Source organism: Agrobacterium genomosp. 2 str. CFBP 5494, from assembly GCF_900013495.1.
Classification (GTDB): Bacteria; Pseudomonadota; Alphaproteobacteria; order Rhizobiales; family Rhizobiaceae; genus Agrobacterium; species Agrobacterium pusense.
In genome coordinates this window covers 753,926-770,519 of the sequence record NZ_LT009718.1, presented here as the reverse complement: position 1 = coordinate 770,519, position 16,594 = coordinate 753,926, and the positions used below count along the sequence as shown (strand labels likewise).

15 protein-coding genes and 1 tRNA gene are annotated in these 16,594 nt (G+C 58.4%); 5 read left to right on the top strand and 11 right to left on the bottom strand.

The annotated features are described in order from the left end of the window. Positions 1–214: 214 nt before the first annotated feature. The 7 genes from phoB to phoR all read right to left on the bottom strand — a co-directional run bounded on the left by phoB (position 215) and on the right by phoR (position 8,150). Positions 215–898: a phosphate regulon transcriptional regulator PhoB gene (gene phoB, locus AGR2A_RS03605; RefSeq protein ID WP_003493692.1), complete on the bottom strand. Its 684-nt coding sequence runs from the start codon at positions 896–898 to the stop codon at positions 215–217. A gap of 30 nt (positions 899–928) precedes the next feature. Beyond that, a complete protein-coding gene (gene phoU, locus AGR2A_RS03600; RefSeq protein WP_004439770.1) occupies positions 929–1,654 on the bottom strand; it encodes a phosphate signaling complex protein PhoU in 726 nt (241 codons plus the stop codon). Positions 1,655–1,749: 95 nt separating this feature from the next. Next, positions 1,750–2,565, bottom strand: coding sequence for a phosphate ABC transporter ATP-binding protein PstB (gene pstB, locus AGR2A_RS03595; RefSeq protein ID WP_003519986.1), 816 nt, complete (start codon positions 2,563–2,565; stop codon positions 1,750–1,752). 14 nt (positions 2,566–2,579) lie between these two features. Next, on the bottom strand, positions 2,580–3,899 hold the full coding sequence (gene pstA, locus AGR2A_RS03590) for a phosphate ABC transporter permease PstA (protein ID WP_006698947.1): 1,320 nt from the start codon (positions 3,897–3,899) through the stop codon (positions 2,580–2,582). Next, positions 3,896–5,380, bottom strand: a complete 1,485-nt coding sequence (gene pstC / locus AGR2A_RS03585) for a phosphate ABC transporter permease subunit PstC (protein ID WP_004439765.1) — start codon at positions 5,378–5,380, stop codon at positions 3,896–3,898. The genes pstA and pstC overlap by 4 nt, the downstream gene beginning before the upstream one ends. A 272-nt stretch (positions 5,381–5,652) precedes the next feature. Continuing rightward, a complete protein-coding gene (locus tag AGR2A_RS03580; RefSeq protein ID WP_004439763.1) occupies positions 5,653–6,687 on the bottom strand; it encodes a substrate-binding domain-containing protein in 1,035 nt (344 codons plus the stop codon). 194 nt (positions 6,688–6,881) lie between these two features. After that, positions 6,882–8,150 carry a phosphate regulon sensor histidine kinase PhoR gene (phoR, locus tag AGR2A_RS03575; RefSeq protein WP_072493950.1) on the bottom strand — a complete coding sequence of 423 codons (1,269 nt, stop codon included), beginning with the start codon at positions 8,148–8,150 and terminating at the stop codon, positions 6,882–6,884. Between the two features lie 230 nt (positions 8,151–8,380). On the opposite strand from phoR, the gene ppk2 reads away from it, so the two are divergent. Further along, positions 8,381–9,277, top strand: a complete 897-nt coding sequence (gene ppk2 / locus AGR2A_RS03570; protein ID WP_072493949.1) for a polyphosphate kinase 2 — start codon at positions 8,381–8,383, stop codon at positions 9,275–9,277. A gap of 33 nt (positions 9,278–9,310) precedes the next feature. Here ppk2 and AGR2A_RS03565 read toward each other — a convergent pair whose 3' ends face one another. Then, positions 9,311–10,456 carry a hypothetical protein gene (locus AGR2A_RS03565; protein WP_072493948.1) on the bottom strand — a complete coding sequence of 382 codons (1,146 nt, stop codon included), beginning with the start codon at positions 10,454–10,456 and terminating at the stop codon, positions 9,311–9,313. A 253-nt stretch (positions 10,457–10,709) separates the two neighbouring features. Here AGR2A_RS03565 and AGR2A_RS03560 point away from each other — a divergent pair, with 253 nt between their 5' ends. The 4 genes from AGR2A_RS03560 (at position 10,710) to AGR2A_RS03545 (ending at position 12,711) form a co-directional block, all read left to right on the top strand. Beyond that, the gene (locus AGR2A_RS03560; protein WP_045532894.1) at positions 10,710–11,672 is read left to right on the top strand and encodes an NAD(P)H-dependent flavin oxidoreductase; all 963 of its coding nucleotides are present in this window, start codon (positions 10,710–10,712) and stop codon (positions 11,670–11,672) included. Between the two features lie 137 nt (positions 11,673–11,809). Further along, a tRNA-Thr gene (locus AGR2A_RS03555) sits at positions 11,810–11,885 on the top strand. A 107-nt stretch (positions 11,886–11,992) separates the two neighbouring features. Further along, positions 11,993–12,151 (top strand): YqaE/Pmp3 family membrane protein, encoded by a 159-nt coding sequence (locus AGR2A_RS03550; protein WP_004439740.1) that lies wholly within the window; start codon positions 11,993–11,995, stop codon positions 12,149–12,151. A 317-nt stretch (positions 12,152–12,468) separates the two neighbouring features. Beyond that, the gene (locus AGR2A_RS03545; RefSeq protein WP_072493947.1) at positions 12,469–12,711 is read left to right on the top strand and encodes a DUF982 domain-containing protein; all 243 of its coding nucleotides are present in this window, start codon (positions 12,469–12,471) and stop codon (positions 12,709–12,711) included. 99 nt (positions 12,712–12,810) lie between these two features. Here the strand turns inward: AGR2A_RS03545 and AGR2A_RS03540 are convergent, their stop codons facing one another. From AGR2A_RS03540 to AGR2A_RS03530, 3 genes are all read right to left on the bottom strand, one after another. Further along, the gene (locus tag AGR2A_RS03540) at positions 12,811–13,203 is read right to left on the bottom strand and encodes a PRC-barrel domain-containing protein (RefSeq protein ID WP_004439734.1); all 393 of its coding nucleotides are present in this window, start codon (positions 13,201–13,203) and stop codon (positions 12,811–12,813) included. 123 nt (positions 13,204–13,326) lie between these two features. Continuing rightward, on the bottom strand, positions 13,327–14,208 hold the full coding sequence (locus AGR2A_RS03535) for a helix-turn-helix domain-containing protein (protein WP_072493946.1): 882 nt from the start codon (positions 14,206–14,208) through the stop codon (positions 13,327–13,329). Between the two features lie 109 nt (positions 14,209–14,317). Beyond that, a complete protein-coding gene (locus tag AGR2A_RS03530; RefSeq protein ID WP_072494854.1) occupies positions 14,318–16,525 on the bottom strand; it encodes a TonB-dependent siderophore receptor in 2,208 nt (735 codons plus the stop codon). Between the last annotated feature and the right edge of the window lie 69 nt (positions 16,526–16,594).

Sequence of the window (16,594 nt, the reverse complement as noted above, 5' to 3'; positions counted from 1 at the left end):
CCGGGCAGCGACGGCAGAACACCAAGGCTTATTCATCGTCGTCGGGCTTCGCCCTTCAATCCGAATTTCGGTAGACCTTCAACCGCTCGTCAAAGAGATGAAAGTATCGTGCTTGCGGAAGGTTCAAAATGAAAAGGCCCGACACCATTCCGGTTTCGGGCCTTTCGATTCTGGCGGAACGTCATGCTGAGGGGAACCCTCAGTTCGGTTCCGATCAGGCTTCCATCGAATATCCGGCACCGCGCACGGTGCGGATGACATCCTGCATATGGGAAAAGTTGAGCGCCTTGCGCAGACGTCCGACATGCACGTCAACCGTCCGCTCATCCACATAGATATCGTGACCCCAGACGCCGTCCAGCAATTGCGAACGGGAGAACACGCGGCCCGGAGAGGTCATCAGGAATTCCAGCAGGCGGAACTCCGTCGGACCGAGACGCACCTCGCGGCTTTTGCGGTGAACGCGATGCGTCTCGCGATCCAGCTCGATATCGCCGCACTTCAGCACCGAAGACAGAACCTCCGGACGGGCCCGGCGCAGCATGGCCTTGACGCGGGCCATCAGTTCCGGCGTGGAAAACGGCTTGACCACATAATCGTCCGCGCCGGTGGCGAGGCCGCGAACCCGTTCGCTTTCCTCGCCGCGCGCCGTCAGCATGATGATGGGAAGGCGCTCGGTTTCCGGCCGCATCCTGAGCCTACGGCACAGCTCGATACCGGAAACGCCGGGAAGCATCCAATCCAGGATGAGCAGATCCGGAATACGTTCCTGCAGCCTGATCTCTGCCTCGTCTCCACGGGGTATGGTGTCGACGTCATATCCCTCAGCCTCGAGATTGTAACGAAGCAGGACGCTCAGCGCTTCCTCATCTTCCACAACTGCAATCTTGGGCACCATATGCTAACTCCGCAAGCCACTGCTTGTCTGTTACTCGGTCACCGAACCGAGCGTGTTGGAACTGTCGTCCTTCGGACGCTCGCCCTCCGGCTGGCTGCCGGTGGTCATGTAATAGATCGTCTCGGCGATGTTGGTGGCATGGTCACCGATGCGCTCGATATTCTTGGCGCAGAACAGAAGATGCGTGCAGGTGGTGATGTTACGCGGATCTTCCATCATGTAGGTCAGAAGCTCGCGGAAGAGCGAGGTATACATGGCGTCGATTTCCTCGTCGCGCTCGCGAATGGCATTGGCCTTTTCGGCGGAACGTGTCGAATAGACGTCAAGGACTTCCTTCAGCTGCACCAGCGCCAGCTCCGACAGGTGCTCTATGCCGCGGGCGAGTTTGCGCGGCACGCCCGTTCCGGCCACTGCGATGACGCGTTTTGCGGTGTTCTTGCCGAGGTCGCCAACGCGTTCGAGGTCGGCGGCGATCCGTAGGGTGCCGATGATTTCGCGAAGGTCTGCCGCCATCGGCTGGCGCTTGGCGATGGTGACGATGGCCTTGTCGCCGATCTCCCGCTCGGAATGATCGAGGATAGCGTCATCGGAAATGACCTTCTGGGCAAGCGCGGCGTCGGAATTGACGAGCGCACGCACGGCGTCAGCACACATCTGCTCGGCGAGACCGCCCATCTCGGCGATGCGTCGCGTCAGGAACTTCAGTTCGTCATCATAAGCAGACAGAATATGCGAATGGGTCGTTGTCTGGTTCACGGTCTATTCCTCCGGCTTGGCCTTGCATGCGACCGCCCGAAGCGGGCCCGCAGCGGCACCAGTCTTGTTGGGTTGCGATAAAGCGCCGGCCGCGATCAGCCGAAGCGGCCCATGATGTAATCCTGCGTGCGCTGGTCATCCGGATTGGTGAACATCTTGTCGGTTTCATTTTCCTCGACAAGGTGACCGAGATGGAACATGGCCGTACGCTGGGAAACACGTGCCGCCTGCTGCATGGAGTGCGTGACGATAACAATCGTGTAATTGGTGCGCAGTTCATGGATCAGTTCCTCGACCTTGGCAGTGGCGATCGGATCCAGCGCCGAGCAGGGCTCGTCCATCAGGATCACTTCCGGGCTGACGGCAACGGCGCGTGCAATGCACAGGCGCTGCTGCTGACCGCCGGAAAGACCGGTGCCGGATTCGTGCAGGCGATCCTTAACCTCGTTCCAGAGACCCGCCTTCTGAAGGCTCTGCTCAACGATCTGGTCCATATCCGCCTTGTTGCGGGCGAGACCGTGAATGCGTGGACCGTAGGAAATGTTTTCGTAGATCGACTTCGGAAAAGGGTTTGGCTTCTGGAACACCATGCCGACGCGGGCGCGCAACTCCACGACGTCAATCGCCTGATCATAGATATCGTCGGTGTCGAGCGTGATCTTGCCCGTGACCCGGCAACCGTCGATCGTGTCGTTCATACGGTTCAGGGTACGCAGGAAGGTGGATTTACCGCAGCCGGACGGGCCGATAAGCGCGGTTACCGTATTTTCGCGAACGTTGAGGTTCACGTCGTAAAGCGCGCGCTTTTCGCCGTAATAAACCGAAACGTCCTTGCCGATCATCTTGTATGAGACTTCATTCATTTTCTTGTCCAGCGCCTTTTCAACTGCTGCTTCCGACAACATGTTCATTGCTCAATCTCCCTTTACCAGCGCCGTTCGAAGCGGCGACGCAACAGGATTGCGCCAACATTCATGACGATGAGGAACAAAAGCAGGATGATGATAGCGCCTGAAGTCCTTTCGACAAAGGCGCGCTCCGCTTCATTCGCCCACATGTAAATCTGCACCGGCAGGGCCGTGGACGGGTCCATCGGCGTTGTCGGGTAATTTGCTACGAATGCCACCATGCCGATCAGCAGCAGCGGCGCAGTTTCGCCCAGCGCGTGGGCGAGGCCGATGATGGTGCCGGTGAGGATGCCGGGCATGGCGAGCGGCAGCACGTGGTGGAAGATCGTCTGCATCTTGGAAGCGCCGAGGCCCAGGGCGGCGGCGCGGATTGACGGCGGCACGGCTTTCAGGGCAGCGCGGGTCGCAATGATGATCGTCGGCAGGGTCATCAGCGTCAGGACGAGGCCGCCGACCAGCGAGGCCGAGCGGGGAAAGCCCATGAAGTTGATGAAGACGGAGAGGCCGAGCAGACCATAAACGATCGAGGGAACAGCCGCGAGATTGTTGATGTTCACCTCGATGAGATCAGTCAGACGGTTCTTCGGAGCAAACTCCTCAAGGTAGATCGAAGCCGCAACACCGATCGGCAGCGACAGCACCAGCACGATCAGCATCATGTAGAAGGAGCCAATCAGCGCCACGCCGACACCCGCCGCTTCCGGACGGCTCGAGGCGCCGTTGATGAAGATGCCGGTATTGAAATGCTTGCCAAGCTGCCCGCTTTCGGCGAGCTGGTTCATCCAGCCGAGCTGCTGGTTCGAGATACGGCGATTGGCTTCATCCGCCGTCAGATCGACCTGGCCCTTGAAGGCGCTGTCGACGTCGCCCGAGGCCAGCAGCGTCACCGTGCGGGTGGTGCCGATAACGGCGGGGTCGGCAACGACGATATCGCGAAGCTGCGTACGTACGCTATCGGAGATCAGAAGGTTGACGGCACGAAGACCGGTGCGGTCCGTTGGCGCGACACCCAGAACCTTGGCAACCGCATCACGGGCAAGAACGGGATAATTGGCCGTCATAAGCTTGGCCGGATTGGTGGCACGCTCATTCTTGGGATCGATGATCTGTTCGGAGAACTCGACCGGAACGGTGATCATCGTCTGCTGGAACGCGGTGTAACCCTTGGAGACAACCGAGAAAAGCAGAAGGAAGAGAAAGATGAGGCCGAAGGAAATCGCTGCCATGCCATAAGCACGGAAACGGCGTTCGGCGGCATAACGGCGCTTGATGCCGATATCACGACGCGTCGCCTTGACGGCGTTCGCACCAGCTGCGGGAGAGGCGATGTCGGTCATTCATATTGCTCCCGGTATTTGCGCACGATGTAAAGCGCGTAGATATTCAGGCAAAGCGTGATGGCGAAAAGCGTGATGCCAAGCGCAAAGGCAACCAGCGTCTGCGGCGAGGTGAATTCAAGGTCGCCCGTCAACTGGCTGACGATCTTGACCGTCACCGTGGTCATGGGCTCGAAGGGATTAAGCTGCAGTCGGGCAGCGACACCTGCCGCCAGAACCACGATCATGGTTTCGCCGATGGCGCGCGACGCCGTCATCAGCACGGCGCCGACGATGCCGGGAAGAGCAGCCGGAAGAATGACCCTCTTGATGGTTTCGGAGCGCGTGGCGCCAAGTCCGAGCGAACCATCGCGCAGCGAACGCGGCACGGCGGTGATGATGTCATCCGACAGCGACGACACATAGGGGATCAACATGATACCCATGACGAAGCCGGCGGTGATGACACTCTGCGCCTGGATGAAGTTGGCGTAGTTACCCGTCGCCAGCCCGTTGATCTGCGCAGAAATGTCTCTGAGGAAAGGGCCGACCGTCGTCAGCGCGAAAAAGCCGTAGACGATGGTGGGAATACCGGCGAGCACCTCGAGCAGCGGTTTTGCCACCGAGCGCAGGCGGGGTGACGCATATTCCGACATATAGATCGCCGAAAACAGTCCGACGGGCACGGCAACCAGCATGGCGACGAAGCCGATATAAAGTGTGCCGGCAAGCAGCGGGATCAGGCCGAACTGTCCCGATGAATCTGTCGCACCGGCAGCCGCAAAACGCGGATCCCACACTGTGCCGAAGAAGAACTGGTGAGCCGGAACCATGTTGAAGAACTGGATCGCTTCCGTCAGCATCGACAGAACGATGCCGATCGTTGTCAGGATAGCGATGGAAGATGCGACAAGAAGAGCGCCGAGAATGACCTTTTCGACCTTGTTGCGTGCCCGGAAGCGCGGTGCAATCGCCCGCAGCGCATAGGTGGCGCCGCCAAGCGCGGCCAGCAGCACGACAGCGATCATCGCAAGACGGCTCGTGGCGGTCATGGTGTTCAGCGTTTGGGCGGCGTCAACCATGAACCGTTCCGGATCACCGGCAATCGCCACGCCCTTGGATGCAAGCAGAGGCCTCACCGCGCTTGTGTCCGCATCGACCTGCGCCGTTTCTTCCGGTGTCAGCCGCTGAAGGCCGCGGGCGATGGAGGTTACCATGCCGTAGGTCAGGCTCTGCTGCGCTTCGGATTGCGCCCGGATGTCTTCCGGGAAATCGCCGCGGACCGCTGATGTCACGATGAGCGGGCTGATAATCAGCCAGACGCTGAGAATGAACGCCGCGGGCAGTACCGCCCAGACGACCGCGTATGAACCGTGATAACCGGCTCGGGAATGCATGCTGGAAGGACGCCCACCAGACAGGGCAACGGCACGGCGGCTGCCGAGCAGATAACTGCCGATGCCGATCAGCGCCAGTATCAGCAAAAGGATCGATGTGTTCATTAGAGTTCCCTCGGCGTGCCGCAGGAGCACGGTGCGATATAGGGCAAATCAAAAAGTCATCAAAACGAGACCGCTGGACCATCCCGGAATGCCTGCCAAGTGACTGTATCAAAGTCCGGCAAGCGTCAAGGTTGATACATCCTATCCATCTGTAATCCATAGACAATCATGTGGACGACGATGAATAGGAACTGTCAACCGGAGACATTCGCCCAAGCTGAGAGGCACCGGATGGTATGAGGGGCGCGGCAGGCCGCACCCCTCCTTCTTCATTACATCGTGGAACCGGCCGAGAACTTGGCACGGATTTCTTCGCGCTCTGCGTCCGGAGCGGCAACCAGGCCGTAATTTGCGAGCGGGGAATCCGGGCCGATCATTTCGTCGGAAACGAAGAACTCGACATATTCCTTAAGGCCCGGGATAACGCCCAGGTGAGCCTTCTTCACGTAGAAGAACAGCGGGCGGGAAACCGGGTACTTGCCGCTGGCAACGGTTTCAGTGGACGGAACGACGCCCGAAACGGTTGCGACCTTCAGGCGGTCGGCGTTGTTTTCATAGAAAGCGAGGCCGAAGACGCCGAGGCCCGTCTTGTTGGCGTCGATGCGAGCGAGCGTCTCGGTGTAGTCGCCGTCGATGTCGACTGCAGCGCCATCCTTACGGACTGCTACGCACTTGGCAGCAGCCTGCTTGGCGTCGGTGATCAGCGTCTTGATGACGTCGGTCGCCTTGGCTTCCTTGCAGCCGTCAGCCATGATCTTCTCTTCGAAGACTTCGCGGGTGCCGTGCTTGGAACCCGGGATGTAGGCAGCGATCGCTACATCCGGCAGTTCCTTGTTGATTTCCGACCACTTCTTATAGGGGTTGGCAACGAGCTTGCCGTCCTTGACGATTTCAGCGGCGAGAGCGAGGTAAAGGTCCTTCGGCTCAAGCTTGATGTCCTTGTTGGAAGAATCCATTGCGAAGACGATACCGTCGTAACCGATCTTCACTTCCTGAACGTCTGTAACGCCAGCAGCCTTACAGGCGGCCAGTTCGTCGCTCTTGATCTTGCGCGATGCGTTGGCGACGTCGATGGTGCCTTCGCCCACGCCCGAGCAGAACGCCTTCAGACCGCCACCCGTGCCGCCCGACTCGACGACCGGAGCCTTGAAGTTCGGGAAGGTTTCGGCAAAAGTCTCGGCAACGATCTTGGCATAAGGCAGAACCGTGGAGGAACCGGCAACCTGGATCTGGTCGCGAGCAGCGGCGGCGCCAGCGAAGGCGACAGAAGCCACCAGAGCTGCTGCGGAAAATTTAACGAAGTTCATTTGTCTCTCCCGTCGTGGGCTTGTTTGTGGACGCAGCCGATAGCGGCACTCGCTCTTAGCATGCGCTCGGCGACCTCTTCTTAACCACCGTAGCCCCATCCTTTTATGTCACTTCAATGAAAGATTTGTGACAATCTAAATAATTGATTTAAAATGCAAATTTACGTGATATTTTGTATGTGTGGGTATTTATGTCAGAATCTGACGGTAAAATCCGTTCCGCTGCCCAGTTCAGATTTAATGATGAGCCGAGCGCGGTGGCGGGTGAGAATGTGCTTGACGATGGCAAGACCAAGCCCCGTTCCCTTTTTGGAGCGGCTGTCGGCGACGCTGACGCGATAAAACCGTTCCGTCAGCCGCGGCACATGTTCGGCCGGTATGCCCGGCCCCCGGTCGACGACGCTCACCTCTACCGGCTTGCCGGGCTCAGCCCGCAGCCAGACATCAACAATCTTGCCTTCCTGGCCGTACTTGCATGCATTTTCCACGAGGTTCTGGAATACCTGCACCAGTTCGTCGCGATCTCCCTGCACCTCCGCAGGACCATCGGGCAGATGCAGGGTGATATCGACATCGAGTTCGTTGGCAAGCGGCAGAAGCGTATCGCGCACATGGCCTATGACGGGAACGAGATCGACCTTCTGATCCGGCGCGATATTGGCGCGCAGCTCCAGCCTCGAAAGGGACATGAGGTCATCCACGAGCCTGCTCATGCGGGTTGCCTGATCGAGCATGATGGCGAGGAAACGCTCCTGCGCCTTGGGATCGTTGCGTGCCGGCCCCTGCATGGTTTCGATGAAACCGCGCAGGGAAGCCAGCGGAGTGCGCAGTTCATGGCTGGCATTGGCGACGAAATCGCTGCGCATGCGGTCGATGCGGCGAAGTTCCGAGACATCGCGGAATGACAGGATGTAGAAAAGCGGGCCCGCCCCCTCGCCCATATCCGCACGGGCGATACGGACGATGAAGACCCGTTCTGAGGGGAAACGCTCGGAATGTTCGACCTGATTGGGCTCACCGGTGGCGATGGTTTCGCGAATGACATCCAGCAGGCCCGGCGAGCGCAGCCTTGCGGAAATATGCGCCCCGGCGGGAAGCTGACCAAACGCCCGTTCGGCCGCGCCGTTCTGAAACAGCACGCTGGCATTCTTATCGAGAATGAAAACGGGCGTATCCAGCACGGCAAGGCCCGCCCTGACGCCGGAAATGACACTTTCAGCCGGAACATCAGGCTCATCCACCTGTCCGGCCGCATTTTTGGCCTTTTCGGAAAAGGCCGGTTTTTCGCGAACGGCCAGAATGGCGATGACCGCGCAGAGCCAGAGGACGGCCGGCATATAGGGCGTGTGCAACTCGGAAACTGCCACAATGGCGAGCATGCTGACGACGAGCACAGGCAGCCAGTTCCGGCCAAGCTTCTTTGCCAAAAGCCTTAATCCACCATCGCCTTCCATGACTGCCATTTCAGCCTGCTTTCCACTCTCGCTCGACAGCGCATCGAAATCTCATAGGCCAGCTTCATGACAGAGATTCATCACCGCATATTTTCCACAGCGTATATGTGCAAATTCCACGCTGCAATCGTCACACCGCCACAGCTTTCTCAAGCAATCCTCTTTCGCTTGAATTCTGCCGGGCGATGTGAACTCATTGGCGGCGAGTTGCCTTTACACAACAACAGCCGGAGGAAACCATGGCCGATGAAACGAAGAAGCGGACAGTCGAGATTACCGTTGGCGGAAAGCTGCGCAGCTTTGACATCGACGATCCGGTTCTTCCCGACTGGGTGGAGGAAAACAAGCTCTCGGCCGGCAATTTTCCCTATGACAAAAAAATGAAGCGCGAGGAATACGATGCCGCGCTGGAGGCGCTGCAGATCGAGCTTGTGAAGGTCCAGTTTTGGCTCCAGGCCACAGGCAAGCGGGTCATGGCAGTTTTCGAGGGCCGCGATGCGGCCGGCAAGGGCGGCGCCATCTTCGCGATCCGCTCTTATCTCAACCCACGCTATGCCCGCGTCGTGGCGCTGACCAAGCCGACGGAAACCGAGCGTGGGCAATGGTATTTCCAGCGCTATATCTCGCATTTTCCCACGGCAGGCGAACTGGTTCTGTTCGATCGCTCCTGGTACAATCGGGCCGGAGTGGAACCGGTGATGGGTTTCTGCACCCCCGAGGAACATAAGCGCTTCCTCAAGGAAACGCCGCGCCTGGAAAAGATGCTCGCCCACGAGGACATCCACTTTTTCAAGTTCTGGCTCGATATCGGACGGGAAACGCAGATCGACCGTTTCCACGATCGCCGCCATAGCCCGCTGAAGTGCTGGAAACTTTCGGACATGGACATAGCCGCGCTGACGAAGTGGGACGACTACACGCAAAAGCGCGACGAGATGCTGGAAAAGACCCATACCGATGTCGCGCCCTGGACGGTGGTACGCGCCAATGACAAGCGCCGGGCCCGGGTCAATCTCATCCGCCACATTCTCAATTCGCTGGACTATGAAGGCAAGGACAGGAAGGCGATCGGCGAGATCGACAATAAGATATTGGGGGCGGGCCCGAATTTTCTCGGAAAAGCCGAAGGGAAATAAGGAGAGCCGCCTTTGGCGGCTGCTCGTACCCTTTTACTGACCCGGCAGGATGCGCACGGAATAAAGGTTAACCGGGCGGCCACTGCCATCGATATCGCTGTTGATGAAAATCCTGCCCGGCGCGTTGGGGGCCAGCGAACGCTCGAATGTCGCGTTCAGCAGCATGTCGGCGCGCTCGGCCGTGGCCGTAAAGCGGTGGCGCGAACAATCGCCCAAGGTAGCGAAATCGCATGCGACGGACACCTGTGTCTGCCGGTCACTGGAGGATTGCAGGGTAATGGATATGGTCGAGGATTTCCCGGCCATGTCCCGCATCACTTCGACTGGAACCTCGATGCTGACGGCGCCATCCTGCGCCACGCTTCTCGACGTCACCCGAATTGCCTTGCCGGCGGGCGTTGCGATATTTTCGACATTGGCGCGTGGACCTGCCGAAACTCCGGAATTACCGCGCTCGGCATTAAAAACCTCGACCCAGTCGTCCGAAAAGCCACGCCCGGCCGATAGGCTCGGGGCGGGTTCGGCGCCATTAAAGTCCTCTGCCTGCACCTGCGCCGGCGGATTGGGCACGCTGGTATCCCGCTGTTCCGGAGAGAGCAGGACACCCGAGGAATAGGCCCACCAGGCGCCGAAACCGACAAAGGCCAGAAGCGTGACATAGATGAAAAGCCGGGCAAAAAGCCCGCGGCGCTTGCGGCGACCAACAGCACCTTCGGGGCGGAAGGCAAGCGATGCGTCAGCCGCGCTGGAACCTCTCCTCGATGGTTTTCCGCCGCGCCGGCCTGGTCGGGGGGATTCCGGGGCCGTGGCGGCACCGGGTCGCGCATCGCGCGTTTCACCGCGCAGTTCCGGCTCGACAGCCACTTCATCCCGATGGGGCGGCTGCGAAACGGGATAGACGGAACCATCATCCTGCGCCGCGCTTTCCTGCACGGGCGGCCGCAATTGCTGCTCCACCCTGTCCAGAAGCCGGTTGCGTTCCTCGTTCTCGATGAGGTGGATCAGGCTTTCAAGCCGCTGGCGCTGCTGGGCAACAATCTGCGGGTCGTCGATGCCCTGCTTGCGCAGGCCCGCTTCCAGCGCCTGACGGGACGATTGATAAATACGTGCACGAACTTCGGCGTTCGATCTGTCCGATTTTTCCAGAGCATTTCTGATTGCCGTTTCCAGTCCGCTCACGACCGATCCTTGTTCTAATGCGCTTTGCAAAATATGCGGCGCTACGCCATGGGTTCACGATTCGGTAACGGCTATGCCGCCCCTCCGCAAGCATCGTTTGTGATAAAGACCGGATTGTCTTGGGGAAAATCGATCTATTGTGGCGCTACGAACGCAGGTTCGGCGACGCCTCGCGGTACTGTTTTCGCTTCCAATCCGACACCGAACACGATAATGACTTACGTGCGCGTAAACGTAATCTGGGGGAGGAGCCATGCTACCGTCCGTGCTGAAAGACAATCTGCGTCTTCCGGTCATAGCGTCACCATTATTCATCATTTCGCACCCGCAACTGACGCTGGCGCAATGCAAGGCGGGCATCATCGGCGCTTTCCCGGCGCTGAATGCGCGGCCGGAAAGCCAGCTCGATGAGTGGCTGGCGATGATCACCGAAGAGCTTGACGCGCACAACCGGGCCAACCCGGATCGTCCGGCCGCGCCTTTCGCGGTCAATCAGATCGTGCATATGTCCAACCGGCGACTGGAACATGATCTCGGCCTTTGCGTGAAATATAAGGTCCCGGTGGTTATTTCCTCGCTCGGTGCCGTGCCGGAAGTCAATGCGGCCGTGCATTCCTATGGCGGCATCGTCCTGCACGATGTCATCAACGATCGCCATGCAAGGTCGGCCATCCGCAAGGGCGCGGATGGGCTGATCGCCGTCGCGACGGGCGCCGGCGGCCATGCGGGCACACTTTCTCCCTTCGCTCTCGTGCAGGAAATCCGCGAGTGGTTCGATGGCCCGCTGCTGCTTGCCGGCGCCATCGCCAATGGCGGCTCCATCCTCGCGGCACAGGCGATGGGCGCGGACATGGCCTATATCGGCTCCCCTTTCATCGCCACGCAGGAGGCCCGCGCATCCGAAGCCTACAAGCAGGCAATCGTCGATGCGCAGGCCAAAGACATCGTCTATTCGAACTATTTCACCGGTGTTCACGGCAATTATCTGAAAAGTTCGATCGTCGCCTCCGGCCTCGACCCCGACAAGCTGCCGGAAGCGGATCCCTCAAAGATGGATTTCGAATCGGCTTCCGGCGGCGCAAAAGCCTGGAAGGACATATGGGGCGCGGGCCAGGGTATTGGCGCGGTCAAGGCGGTGGAGCCGGTAGCGGCTCTGGTTGATCGGCTGGTCCAGGAATACGAGGTTGCGAGGGGCCGCATCTGCGCCTTAGCCTGATACGCCCCCTTAAACATTGGACAGGCAAAGCTTTTTGCGGAAATTTCAAAAGCCACGCATTCAAGGCTTGAAATCCGTCGGCATTGCCTGTATCAGCCCGCCATGAAGCTGATCCGTGACAGACGGATCACAACCGGGCCGCTTTAGCTCAGTCGGTAGAGCACATCATTCGTAATGATGGGGTCACGTGTTCGAGTCACGTAAGCGGCACCATTTTCAAACACAATCCATCTCAAAAAGCACGTCCGTGTTTAAGTGAAACCAAATCGCCCCACACACGTTCTCCGGCTGGTCAACAGTCAACCGGAAAGCCTGTCATCGTGGACGTTATTCGTATTCTCATCGCCATCATCCTGCCGCCGGTTGGTGTATTTCTCCAGGTCGGACTGGGGCTGCACTTCTGGCTCAACATTCTTCTGACGCTGTGCGGTTATGTGCCCGGCATCATACACGCGATCTGGGTGATCGTGCGGAGGTGACGTTCCGCATCGCGTGACGATGGAATGTCCGCAATTTTTTAGCACGTGATTAAATTATCATGTGCTTCTGGAACCGCATCTTCTCCTTCACGTTATGGTGATGACATAGACAAGGAGAAAATCATGAACCAGATCATCTACATCGTCGGCCTCGTCGTTATCGTCCTGGCGATCCTTTCGTTTTTCGGCTTCCGCTGATCACCGTTGTCAATTCCATTGCTTGCGCTTATCCTAGGCGGTAGTGACACAGGACAGCGTTCATGGGTTGCTCCGCTGTCGGGTTTGTTTCGGGATCGCGTTGCTCTGGGAGGTGCACGATGAATAACGAGAGATGGACAGAGCCTGTTGAGGTCAATCTGGATGCGAACGGCAAGAGTGTCGTCGCCGGCCCATTCGAAGCACTGACATTGTTGACCGAAGGCTGGCCAAATCGGCGCGGATTGAGTTTCGTGAGAGCCAGAAGTGCCTGCCGCGCTGCACTTGACGGGCGAAAATCGCCGGAGGAAGCGCGTAAGTGCTTCACAGATGCGGTTTCCGACATGCAGAAGAACCCACATTAATGCAGAAAAAACGGCTCCTTCAGGAGCCGTTTTTGTCAGGCGTTTCCGGCTGAAAATCAGCTGAAAACGCCACAATGCCCGTTGGCAAGATTATTCGCCTTACATCCAGTAAGGGGCGACGCCGTAATAGTCGTAGACCTTACGATCCCTTGCGTTGAGCAATTCGTCATCGTCGAGATTGGCGAAATGCGGGGCATTTTCGATCTGTTCCTTTGTCAGGTCGATGCGGTAGCCGTCGAGCTCTTCGTCGTAATGCAGCTTTTCCCACGGCAATGGATAATAATCGTCGCCAATGCCGAGAAAACCGCCGAAGCTCAACACCGCATAGGCCACACGGCCGCCGCGCTTCTCAAGAATGATGCGCTGGATCGAGCCGATATGCTTGCCGTCGGCGCCGTAAACGCGGGTGCCTTCCACCTTGTCGCTGGCGATGAGGCTGGGCGTGTCCTTCACATAGGGGTCCTGGCCGGCGCGGGGTTCCTGATGCAACATGATAGTTTCCTCCTTGATTTCCTCAATGGGTCACGTCTGTAAACCCGTCGCCGGAGAAATCGTTCCGGTGCGTTTCGGATGCCGTCAGGGAATTTTTTGGAGAAAGAACGGAACAAAGGGCAGCTACTGGCGGCTCCTCTGCCAGACCGAGGGGGACACTCCGACCATCTTTCGAAAGACGCGGGAGAAGTGCGCCTGATCGGAAAATCCGGCTGCGATGGCAATGTCGGTAAGCCCCATCTCGGTTCGCATCATCAGATCCTTGACCCGATCAATACGCGCCTGCATCTGCCACTGGTGCGGCGGGACGCCGGTGGAGGCCTTGAAGGCATGGCTGAAATGGGATTGCGACAGGTTTGTAAGTTCCGCAAGTTCCTCAAGCCGGATCGACCGAAGGCAATGTTCGCGAATATAATCCGTCGCCGCCCTCAATTGCCAGGCGGCGAGCTTGCTGCGCTTTTTGACCGGCTCCCGCCTCACTTTCAGAAAATCCGTCAGCAGCGCCAGCACGAGGCTCTCGCCATAGAGATCGTGCAGCGGATCGGGATTGTCGCATTCGGCTGCGATCAACCGCGCCAGCGCCAGCAGGCGCTCATCCTCGAACATCAGATGCGGGTCGAGCAAACCGTGCGGATCGAAACCCTGCACCAACCGAGCCCCCAGCAGTCCAGCGTCGAAGTGCAGATCGAGGTGGCGGAGGAAGGAAACGTTGCTCAACTCCGCATGCACATCCAGATCGGCAGGCACGAAGGAAATACGGTTCACCGCGGAGGCGGTATACTTGTCGCGGCGGCAGCCGTTCATGACGAACCTGCCATCATCCTTTCCATCCATCTCCAGCAGAAAAACAAAACGCGGGTCCTTGCCGACATAACGTCCACCTGCTTTCGGTGCACAACGCACGTCCCAGAGATCGGCAACGATGCCGTTCCAGACCCTTGAGCGCGGGCCGCCTATAACGGCAAAACCGTCGATCTCATTTTCCATCCGCACGCGGAAAGCCATGGCTTCTCGATCCCGCATGGCGCGCCATGGCGCCACTATAATATGATAAGTTTATTCATGTTTATAGTGGCAAACCAATTTTCCCGCAACTGCGGCCTTTGACCAGGCCTTACCACTTCTTGGAAAGCTTGAAGGTGATGGTTCGGCTGTCACCCCAGCCGCAGACGGAGACACCGGCGCAGCCCTTGACGTATTCCTTGTCGAAGACATTGGCGACGTTGATGGATGCGGTCCAGTCGTCCTTCTGGTAACGGACCGCGGCATCGAAAACAGCGGCGTCAGGAACGCGCAATGTATTCGCCGCATCCGCCCAGGATTTGCCCTGATACCGCACACCACCGCCGATGCTCAGTCCGTCAAGTATATCCGTGGTGAAAGCATAGTCCAGCCACAGCGAAGCGGTATGGGCGGGCACGATCCATGGCGATTTGCCAATGAGATTTGGATTGGCATCGCGGGTAATGTCGATATCGGTGTAGGAATAGGAGGCAAGTGCCTTCCAGTTTTCATCGAGATTGGCTTTGGCCTCCAGCTCGAAGCCGGTGGATTCGACCTGTCCGAACTGGCCGCTGGTGGTCACCCCACCCGCCGTATAGGACACGATAGCATTATCCTTGACCAGCTTGAAGACCGAGGCGGTGATGCTGCCATCGAAGAACGTCGGCTCGTACTTGATGCCGGCTTCGAACTGGTGGCCTTCTTCCGGCACGGCGGGTGTGCCGTCTGCAAGCGTATCGATAAGCGGATTAAAGAAGGTGGCGGCGGAGACGTAGGGCGTCAGGCCATTGTCGAATTCGTAGGCAAGGCCGGCGCGGCCGCTCAGCGCGTCGTCACTGGAGCGGCGGGACAGGCCCGTCGGCAATCTGTTGTTCAGCTCCGTATCGACATAGTCGTAACGGCCATTCAGCGTCACAAGCCAGCCATCTCCGAACCGCAGCTGGTCCTGCGCATAAATGCCGATCTGCTGTTGTGTCACGATGTTATCGGCATAAACGAAATTCGTTCCCTGCGCCGAACCGTAAACCGGATTGAGCGCGCCGATCGCATTCGACCCGCAGCAGGCCTGCACCTGATCCAGCCGGTAATATTTATAGTCCAGACCAAAGAGCAGTGAATGGCTGACGGCGCCGGTATCGAACTGGCCTTCCAGTCGGTTATCCACACCGAAGCTATCGACCTTCGACACGCCGTCGTAACCGAAGCGGGTCAGCATATAGTCCTTGGTGATCGGATCGAGTCTCGGCTGGCCGTTGGCATCGGCATTTGCCCAGCCGCCGGAATAGGGCCCGGTCTCGTGCTTGTACAGATGCCCATAACGGGCGTTCTGACTGATCTTCCAGCCATTGTCGAATTCATGGCTGACCTCGTAGCCCACCATCGATTGATAGACGCGGCCGTTATCAAGGTCCGGCTCACCATAAAAGGCTTCACGGTTGAGCTTGCTGAAGGGCGCGTCGGCCACGGTGCCGACATAAGGCAGGAAACCGTTGCCCACATGCACCTGGTCAAGCGCCGAAAAATACCCATAGAGCGTGGCGCTTGTCTGCGCATCCGGCTCGAAAGTGACTTGCGGCATGATGAAGCCGCGCAAATCCTCGGAGTAATTCGTATAGTTGTCGCCGCCCGAGACCTTGCCGGTGACGCGGTATTTCCATACGCCCTCATCATCCACCTTGTCGCCGAGATCGAAACCGAAGAAAGCGTCGCCGAAATTATTGATGCCGATTTCCGTTTCGCGAACGGGTTCCTCCTGGGTGCGCTTGCGGATCATCTCAACGATGCCACCGGGATTGGCGCCGCCGTAGAGCACCGACGCAGGCCCCTTCAGGACTTCAACCCGCTCCAGACCATAGGCATCCATCTGGAAACCGCCGAAACCGTAACTGAACAGGTTCAGCCCATCCAAAAACACCCCAGTCTGGGTGGCCTGAAAACCGCGAATGTAAAACCAGTCCGTATCCGGATCCGTGCCAAAGGGCTCCGCCGTCACGCCTGGAGTATACCGCAGCACCTCGTCGATCTTCGTCACCGCACCGCGATCGTTCATTTCCTGGCGGCCGACGACCGATACGGATTGCGGAATATCTCTGGTTTCCGTCTCGGTTTTTGAACCCGTCGCGCTTTTCTTCGCGACGTAGCCCCGGACGGGACCGGTTGCGTTTTCCGCGCCCTGCCCGTCAACGGTAATCTGCTGAAGGACGGTTGTGTCCTGCGCGTGCACCATCGCAGGCGCCAGCAAAACTACGGCAGCCGTTCCCAAAGCCAGATGGCGCAAAAACATCCCATGCAAATTTTTCAAGATATGCCCCGAAAACATCGCGACCATATTGATATCCCAAGGGTCGCAGCACCTCAATTAAGCTGAGTATTTACATCAGGATTAAGG

What these genes read in the sequence shown, in the direction of transcription:
- AGR2A_RS03530 (WP_072494854.1), bottom strand. Translation starts at nt 16,525, where the DNA reads ATGTTTTCGGGGCATATCTTGAAAAATTTGCATGGGATGTTTTTGCGC.
- AGR2A_RS03545 (WP_072493947.1), top strand. Translation starts at nt 12,469, where the DNA reads ATGAATAACGAGAGATGGACAGAGCCTGTTGAGGTCAATCTGGATGCG.
- pstC (WP_004439765.1), bottom strand. Translation starts at nt 5,380, where the DNA reads ATGAACACATCGATCCTTTTGCTGATACTGGCGCTGATCGGCATCGGC.
- pstA (WP_006698947.1), bottom strand. Translation starts at nt 3,899, where the DNA reads ATGACCGACATCGCCTCTCCCGCAGCTGGTGCGAACGCCGTCAAGGCG.
- AGR2A_RS03540 (WP_004439734.1), bottom strand. Translation starts at nt 13,203, where the DNA reads ATGTTGCATCAGGAACCCCGCGCCGGCCAGGACCCCTATGTGAAGGAC.
- AGR2A_RS03535 (WP_072493946.1), bottom strand. Translation starts at nt 14,208, where the DNA reads ATGGCTTTCCGCGTGCGGATGGAAAATGAGATCGACGGTTTTGCCGTT.
- AGR2A_RS03580 (WP_004439763.1), bottom strand. Translation starts at nt 6,687, where the DNA reads ATGAACTTCGTTAAATTTTCCGCAGCAGCTCTGGTGGCTTCTGTCGCC.
- pstB (WP_003519986.1), bottom strand. Translation starts at nt 2,565, where the DNA reads ATGAACATGTTGTCGGAAGCAGCAGTTGAAAAGGCGCTGGACAAGAAA.
- phoB (WP_003493692.1), bottom strand. Translation starts at nt 898, where the DNA reads ATGGTGCCCAAGATTGCAGTTGTGGAAGATGAGGAAGCGCTGAGCGTC.
- AGR2A_RS03560 (WP_045532894.1), top strand. Translation starts at nt 10,710, where the DNA reads ATGCTACCGTCCGTGCTGAAAGACAATCTGCGTCTTCCGGTCATAGCG.
- phoR (WP_072493950.1), bottom strand. Translation starts at nt 8,150, where the DNA reads ATGGCAGTCATGGAAGGCGATGGTGGATTAAGGCTTTTGGCAAAGAAG.
- ppk2 (WP_072493949.1), top strand. Translation starts at nt 8,381, where the DNA reads ATGGCCGATGAAACGAAGAAGCGGACAGTCGAGATTACCGTTGGCGGA.